This window comes from Silvanigrella sp. (genome assembly GCF_044369315.1).
Taxonomy (GTDB): Bacteria; Bdellovibrionota_B; Oligoflexia; order Silvanigrellales; family Silvanigrellaceae; genus Silvanigrella.
Genome location: NZ_JBIPMD010000162.1, coordinates 1 through 7,810, shown reverse-complemented (window position 1 = coordinate 7,810; position 7,810 = coordinate 1). Strand labels below are relative to the sequence as shown.

General features: G+C 30.5%; 7 protein-coding genes. 4 read left to right on the top strand and 3 right to left on the bottom strand.

All coding sequences use genetic code 11. The annotated features are described in order from the left end of the window. Positions 1-82 precede the first annotated feature (82 nt). Together ACIQ56_RS12155 and ACIQ56_RS12150 are read right to left on the bottom strand one after the other, a co-directional pair. Entirely contained in the window at positions 83-1,696 is a 1,614-nt protein-coding gene (locus tag ACIQ56_RS12155; RefSeq protein ID WP_397601328.1) for a hypothetical protein, read from the bottom strand. 229 nt (positions 1,697-1,925) lie between these two features. Further along, entirely contained in the window at positions 1,926-2,726 is an 801-nt protein-coding gene (locus ACIQ56_RS12150; protein ID WP_397601327.1) for an SDR family NAD(P)-dependent oxidoreductase, read from the bottom strand. Positions 2,727-3,030: 304 nt separating this feature from the next. Between ACIQ56_RS12150 and ACIQ56_RS12145 the strand changes: the two genes are divergently transcribed. The 4 genes from ACIQ56_RS12145 to ACIQ56_RS12130 all read left to right on the top strand — a co-directional run bounded on the left by ACIQ56_RS12145 (position 3,031) and on the right by ACIQ56_RS12130 (position 7,165). After that, the gene (locus ACIQ56_RS12145) at positions 3,031-3,729 is read left to right on the top strand and encodes an SDR family NAD(P)-dependent oxidoreductase (RefSeq protein ID WP_397601326.1); all 699 of its coding nucleotides are present in this window, start codon (positions 3,031-3,033) and stop codon (positions 3,727-3,729) included. A gap of 667 nt (positions 3,730-4,396) precedes the next feature. Then, positions 4,397-4,921, top strand: coding sequence for a hypothetical protein (locus ACIQ56_RS12140; protein WP_397601325.1), 525 nt, complete (start codon positions 4,397-4,399; stop codon positions 4,919-4,921). A gap of 338 nt (positions 4,922-5,259) precedes the next feature. Next, positions 5,260-6,303 carry a serine hydrolase domain-containing protein gene (locus tag ACIQ56_RS12135; protein WP_397601324.1) on the top strand — a complete coding sequence of 348 codons (1,044 nt, stop codon included), beginning with the start codon at positions 5,260-5,262 and terminating at the stop codon, positions 6,301-6,303. A gap of 331 nt (positions 6,304-6,634) precedes the next feature. Beyond that, the gene (locus ACIQ56_RS12130) at positions 6,635-7,165 is read left to right on the top strand and encodes a hypothetical protein (protein ID WP_397601323.1); all 531 of its coding nucleotides are present in this window, start codon (positions 6,635-6,637) and stop codon (positions 7,163-7,165) included. 32 nt (positions 7,166-7,197) lie between these two features. On the opposite strand, the gene ACIQ56_RS12125 is transcribed toward ACIQ56_RS12130, so the two are convergent. Then, positions 7,198-7,674, bottom strand: a complete 477-nt coding sequence (locus tag ACIQ56_RS12125; RefSeq protein WP_397601322.1) for a hypothetical protein — start codon at positions 7,672-7,674, stop codon at positions 7,198-7,200. Positions 7,675-7,810 lie beyond the last annotated feature (136 nt).

Here is a 7,810-nt window from a genome sequence, read left to right as displayed (position 1 = left end):
AATTATCTCGATACCATCAACAAAATCAAAAACCACTCTCTATAAAAAATTTACTAGCATTCATTTTGTTTGTAAAATGCACTTATTGGTAGGACACTTCGCCGTCATCATGAACTTCGTTGGTCAAGAAAAATCCTGTTTGATTCATAATTCGCATGTCGGATAAACCTGGGAATGAACTTGCACCCGTTACATCGTGCAACACCATTTGGGCAACAAAATCCGCCATACCTTCACTAAGTCCACCGGTACCTGCTAAATTAATAAAATCTCCCATCAAACGATCCATGACACCGTGACCAAGTTCGTGCCAAATCGTGGTATTGTCACGAGCCATGTTACCTTGATTAGGTGAATAAGTCGTAAAATTAATTGTGTCGTCGGTGTAATAGGCATTATTTTTCATGGAAATATCGGGGTCATATAAGAACGCATGGAACGGTCTTGTAGATAATTCTGGATCATTAAATCCACTTTTATGAAGCGTCTCAAACAATTGATCCACAGCCCAGTAAACTTGGACGCTGTCGAAACCGTTGTTCAGGTACTCAAGAACGTTATGATCGGGGAGACGAACTGCGTCGACACGCTCAATTTCTTTGCGTGATGCAAATGGTTTGCCGTGGTAAGTAGCTGTTGGAATCATCTCATCGTCACGGTAATCAAAACGGAACTGCCCTGAAAACTTCGGTTTGAATGCTAATTTCCCGTTGAATTGCTTAATTGCTTCAGGATGAATGTTGATTGAAGTAAATTTCCCCTCAAGTACAAAACCAGAAGCAAAATTATTATCAACCAATGGTAATGAATTGAGAATTGCATTCCCTTGCCTCTTAACGTATGTGGGAGCCCAAAAACCATCTTTGCGACCGGCAGCGGTTAATCCTTTAAATGGATCGAGCATGGTATAAAGGTATTTCATACTACGAAGGGGTGAGTAAGGATCCGTATCCGCTTTGTGGATTTTGCTAACGAGGTTGCGCAAATAGGCGGGCACACGCGGCATCAGTTCATTGGTTTTCTCAACTTCTTCATAAATTGGGTAAATATGCACAGGAATGCTCATCGTCTTGATGTCACTGTCCGCGTTTGGAAACTCTTCATAAAGATGATCGACAACTTTCTTTCCAATCGGATCGATTTTAATAAGGTGTGTTCCGCGCTTTCCTTTGACTTTGATAATGCGGAGAACCTTATCTTTTTCAATCACATCTTTCCATTGCACATTTCGAATCTGTTTATCATCTGGATGGTTAAAAACTTCGTTGCGCACTAAATCCATCGTTGTGTCTGATGTAAGAAGCGCTTGAACCGTCTCTGGACTCATGGAGAGACTTTGTTTTACAGACTCGGAAGAAGTTTTATCACTCACTTGTGCTTCGACTTGGAAAAGTTCTCCTTGGTTATTTGTCCAGATACGCAAAGTGTTTCCCTCTACTGGCAAACCATTTTGCAATTGTGTGAGCATGAGATAATTATACTTAGCGAGTTTACGGCTCTCCATCATCGAGAAATCAGACACTGAAAGCGCAAAGCCAGTTTTCTGATTGATCACATCAATGATATGAACGAAGTCACTATTATTATCTTCTTTATAAGTCCAACGTACACTTTTTGGATTGCTTGCAAATGCAACTAAACTAGATACCAAGCTAATATAAGTTGTGGAGAACGCCAAAATCAGTTTCAGCTTCATTCGTATTTACCCTCGAATTTTAATAAAAAAAGTTTAAATTGATGATAAATTTTTATTTTCACCTTCACAATCGAAAAATCGCTTTTTTTTTATGGGCTAAGAGGACCATTTGATCCCGCAATGGCATTTCTTCAGTAGAAAAACAAATTAAAAACCTTGAAGGATATAGAGAATGGAAAAAATGGTATATTAAAAATGAGTTTTGGTGATCTAAAAACAAATTCGCTTCTTATTTATTTGAATGAGACATGTTACTCATGATCATTCTCATTATTAATATTCTAAGTATTCTTGGTAAAATAATTAAAGACCAACCTAAAAATTTAGATAAGAATCCTGGACGAACTGTAACTTTGTTACCTAATGATATAATTGTTTCTTTAGCAACTTCTTCAGGAGAGGCTGAGTTTCCCATTATCATTTTTGCTCGATCTCCAAAGCCGGAATGAACGGGTCCTGGTGCGGAACATAGAACATCGACTCCAAATGGTTTTAATTCAAAATGAAGACCTTCAGCAAAATTCTGGATAAAAGATTTTGTAGCAGAATAATTAGAAGCAAATGGAACACCTTGAAAACCTACTAATGAACCCATTAATATAATTCCACCTCTCTTTTGAGAAACAAACTTATTTGCAAAATAATGAGTTTGCTCTACGACACTCCGGCAATTCACATCTATCATATTCAATTCATCGTTTATGTTCGTTTTAAAAAAATACCCAGACGTTCCAAAACCAGCTATTGCTGCAAATAATCCAATTTCATATTTTTCAATTTGTGAAATTAAATTTTTAACGGAATTTATCGTGGAGAGATCAATTGCTATTACTTTAACAGTTACTTTAAATTCCTTTTGAATTTCATTTCCCAAAGCTTCTAAACGTTCCTGATTTCTTGCCACTATGATTAAATTTACTTCCATATTTGCAATTTCAATTGCCATAGCACGGCCAATCCCATCCGAAGCCCCTGTGACGACAGCCCAAGGTCCATATTTTTTTTGAAATGCAAGTTTATTTACATTCATATTAAATGATCTCCACATTTTCTTTTAAAATCCATTTAGCGAAATAAATTCAAGGTTAAATTATTTTAAAGAGGTTTTCAAAATAAGTAAAATAGCTAGACTAAATTAAGTTAACAAATCAAAGATATAATTAAATGTTTATTCCCATAACGCTTCCAATTATGAAACAGATATTTCATTGAACATGACAACACACTATTGTATTGTGCTAAAATAGTTAACTTAAAATAGGAGACAATCATCATGATTAGAAAAATAGCTCTTGTGACAGGGGGCAAGTCGAGGTATCGGTCGGGACATTGCATTGCGCCTTGCACATGCAAATACAGACCTCATTATTACTTACCGTGATCAAGAAGAAAAAGCTGTTACTGTAGCGCAGGAAGCGGAATCCTGTGGAGTTAAAGCTAGAACAATGATGCTTAATATGAATAACTTTAAATCTATTACCCCATTTGTCGATTCTTTAAAGACTCTCCTTAAGAGTGAATGGAAGCAAGATAATATCGATTTTTTGATAAATAATGCAGGAATGGGTGCCACAGTGCCCATGGAAAAAGTAACAGAGGAAATATTTGATGAATTTATGAATGTTCACTTTAAAAGTGTCTATTTTCTTACTCAACATATTTTAAACTTCATGAATTCCGATGGCAGAGTAATTAATTTATCTTCAGGTACGACTCGATTTTCAAATCCAGGTTATTCAGTCTACGCATCAATGAAGGGAGCTATTGAAGTTTTAACTAAATATATTGCTAAAGAATATGGTGTTAAAGGAATAAGAGCGAATGTAGTGGCCCCTGGACCAGTTGAAACCGATTTCAATAATGGCGTTATCCGCAATAATCCTCAAATTAAAGGTTTACTAAGTTCTTTCTCACCTCTTGGCAGAGTTGGTGAAGCTCAAGATATTGGAGGAGTTGTTGCTTTTCTCTGTTCCGATGCTGGGAGTTGGATTAATGGTCAACGTATAGAAGTAAGCGGTGGTATCAACGTTTAGTCTTTGAAAACAGAAAAATTACGGGGTCGCAAAAATCTCTTCGGTTTGCGCTTTCTGCCTTAAATAAAGAGATAGCTTTTAAATTCAATATTAAGTCAGCCCTGGTATACATTTCCGGTGAATCTTGGAATTTAGCAAAAACAATACTTATGTAATTTTAACATTTAATGTAAGTTTTAACTTAAAATAGTAAGCAAAACTTATAGAGCAAAATAAGATCTCAAAATTTCCTCTTTTATTTTTAATTAAATTTAAAACATATATAAAAAATAATAAACAAAAATAAATTTGATTTAATTACCCTTTAAATTAACAAAAATTAACTTCCATAACTTTAAATTGTTTTTTTTAAAGACATCAAATTTTTAAATTTTTTTAGGTTGCTTTTTCTCTTGTAAATTATTTTTACAAGAGAATAGATAAACAACGTATATATGATTATTTTTAATAAATTTTTTACATAATATTTTTGTCAAAAAAAAATTTGAAATTTTCTTGCATCGAATTTTTTTTAATTTAAGTTTCATGGAAGAAGACAAACACAGTTTTTACTTAGAAAAAGTGAAATATAAATTTGCCTTATCGAAATTGATATAATGTTTATTTTTATTCCTGCTGGCCAAAATTGTTTTGGCCGATTGATTCATTTATTTTAAGGAGTTTCTTTATGAAGTCTGTTAAGAAAAATGTTTTAGCAAGTTCTATACTTAGTGTAGTTACTTTAATTGGTGTGCAATTTGCTTTTACTGGACAAACTCATGCGAGTCCAAATATTACAGAATCTAAAAAAGAAGCATTTGGAACAAGTAATGCTAGTTATTTAAATATTTGCAATATGACAAGCAGATTACTGTCCATAAATGTATCCCAGATAGATAATTACGATTGGGACGGAGATTCTAGACCAGATCATAACTTTAATAATGTTATTATTGCTCCAAAAACTTGTTCACAAAATAGAGAAGAGTTAAATAATAATGCAGTTGGTGCTTTTTTTAGAATGGACTTAGCTTTATCTAACGCTTCTGGAATTAAATATCTTTGGTTTAGAGCAGATCAACAGGACGCATTAAAATCAAACTTTGTAATGAAAATTTATCCTTTAAATGGTACTGATGCAAACTTTTATACTTTACTACAATCTGTTTCTGGAAATATAAATACTTTTACTTTAGTATCAAGCGATAATTAATTTTATTAAATTTCATTCATAAAAATTTCGCATTTTTCATTAATCAACAGATTATTAGGTTAGCTAAAGGGAAATTTTGACAAGCAAAATTGCTATCGTCTTTTTCATACTTTGATAGGTTTTCAATTCAACCTTGCATCGCTTGGTGCAAGATCTTTTCAGCTTACTTATATCCCCGACTTTAAAAGTTGGGGATATTCGTTCATTTCTACTAAAATAAATATTAAACTTTACATATTTTTATGATTGTGATAATCAAAAAATATTGATTTTTAACTACAGATAATTTTATTTTTTTTTTCATCTAAAATTTTTATTTATTTAATGAAAGGACAAAAATGAAATATAAAGTTATATCATGTTTATTTGGATTATTTATCTCAAATATTATTTATGCAAAAGAATATATACCAAAAAACCAATTTAATGATTTTTTAAATCATAAAAATAATAGTAATAATTATACTAATAATTTTAATGAAATATCAGATATTAATGACATAAAAAATATTTTAGATCTATACATTACAAATAACGCTTCTTCGACATTTGTTACAGGAATTCCATTATTGATTCAGTGTGATAAATACCATAATGGAAAAAAATTTATTATTAATTCAGGTTTTCAAAGTAAATTTGGTTTTCAAATGACAAATCAAAGTTTATTTCAAATTGGTAGTAATTCAAAATCCTTTCTTTCTGTTGTAATTTTACAGTTAGAATCAGAAAATAAATTAAACATTGAAAATACTGTTGGAGATTTTTTTGAGAATCGTTATCCAAAGTGGAATAAAATAAAAATCAAAGAATTATTAAATATGACAAGTGGGATTTTTGATTATGCAAATGATGATGTTTTTTTATTCAAAGAAATTGGAAAAAATCCTTTTCAATTAATTACATCTGATGAAATTTTAGATCATATAAAAGATAAAGAACTTTGGTTCAACCCTGGGAGTAATTGGAAATACTCAAATACAAATTACGTTATATTAGGAAAAATTATTGAAAAGGTTACAAATAATACAGTAGCACATGAAATTCAAGAAAGAATTATTAAACCTTTAAAATTAAATCATACATATTATATTGAAAAATTCCCAAAGATAGATATCCCAAAATATGAAGAAAAAAATCTTATGGATGGTTATTATTTTGGAAATGAAAAATCACAATTCTCTCCATATTTAATAAATGGCAAAGGAACAATAGATTTTTCAATGTCATGGGGAAATGCTGCAGGCTCAATTACAAGTAATATAGATGATTTTAATAAATACTTACATGCCTTATTAAAACAAGATAATACTGGAAAATCAATACTCCTAGAAAAAAAACAATACGAAGAACTTGTTTCTTTAGTTGATACTATAAATGGATAAACCTTAATAGACGGAGTTAACAAAGAAAATACTAGTGGATATGGATTAGGATTGGGGGCAATATATCACTCTAAAATGCATTCAAGATTTTGGAGGAACTTTAGGATTTTATTCCACATGGTTATATTTTCCAGAGAAAAACATATCATTTATTTATTCACTGAATTCAAGAAATTCGAATAATTTCATGGAAGAAGTATTCCAACCAACATTTTCTTTTTTAGATAAAAATTGCTACTAAATGATTTGAGACATTGACAAAAAAAGCAATGCTTCAAATTATAATTAATCTAAAATAAGAAGTTTTAGGAAATTTAAAATAGAAAACAATATGAAATATTTATTTATAATAATACTAATTTTAAAACTCCATTTTTTGCCATTAAAAGCAAGAGGCATTGAATATATTCATCACGATTTACAGGAATATGAATCAACCGCTAATATTATTTGTTCAAATGGTTGTTATAAATGGAAATGGCTTAAAGAAAATATTATAAGTAAATATAAAATAACAGGGAAATGGGCTGAGTATAGGCAGGTTTCTTTTGCAAATTCACAATTCAAAATATTTACTCAATTTTATTTCATTGTAACTGATGAAAGCAAATTAAAAGAAATCTCATCTAAATGCATAGAACAATTTGGCATTGAATATTTCTACATTCATCCAGCTAATAGCATATGGGATGATTGGTTTTTATTTCGTTACCAGAATGGGATATTTCATGAAGGGGAATTTAATTTTAAAAAGCAGCAATGTGATTTAAATATGGAAAATTGCACAACCAAAAAAGGAGCATCATTTTATAAAAATAATTTCGGTTTAGATCAAACAATTCGTAAATTTTATATAGAATAAATAATATTCACATCTTCGTTGTCATAATATGATTATTGCATTTCTTTAAATTCACATTGATTTATTATATTTATATTTTGATCTAGTGAAGCATCGGGTACACATACTGCTCGTGATGGTTGAATTATTCTCCATTCATTTGAATTTTTAAATTCTTTTGGAATAGATATTTCATACTTGTTATCTATTGGTGATAAAAGAACAATATATTGATTATCTTCTTCTAATAAACGATAAATACAAACCACTTGGTTAAAATAGTTTGTTTCATCAATTCGTCTAAGGCCAAATACAAAATAATAGCCAAGAGATCTTGTATTGTTATTGCTGTTTTTATAAGCTTGATAATTTATAAACTGAGTCCAATTCCCTTTTTCAGTGCGTGCAATATGCGTCCCATCTTCATTTGCCTCAATTTCTGAGATGCTTGGGCAATTTGCATAAGAATAAATAGAAACGGAAGATCCTAAAAAAGCTATACATGTTTTTATTAAATTCATTTTATTCATAATTAAAACTTTCATTAATTATAATATTAATTTTTGTAAGAGATTAAAAATAATTCTTCTTTTGCAAAAACATTAGAAACATTTTCACCAAGATCAGGAACACCATGAATTCCAAGCTTTGCTAGATCAAATAAGT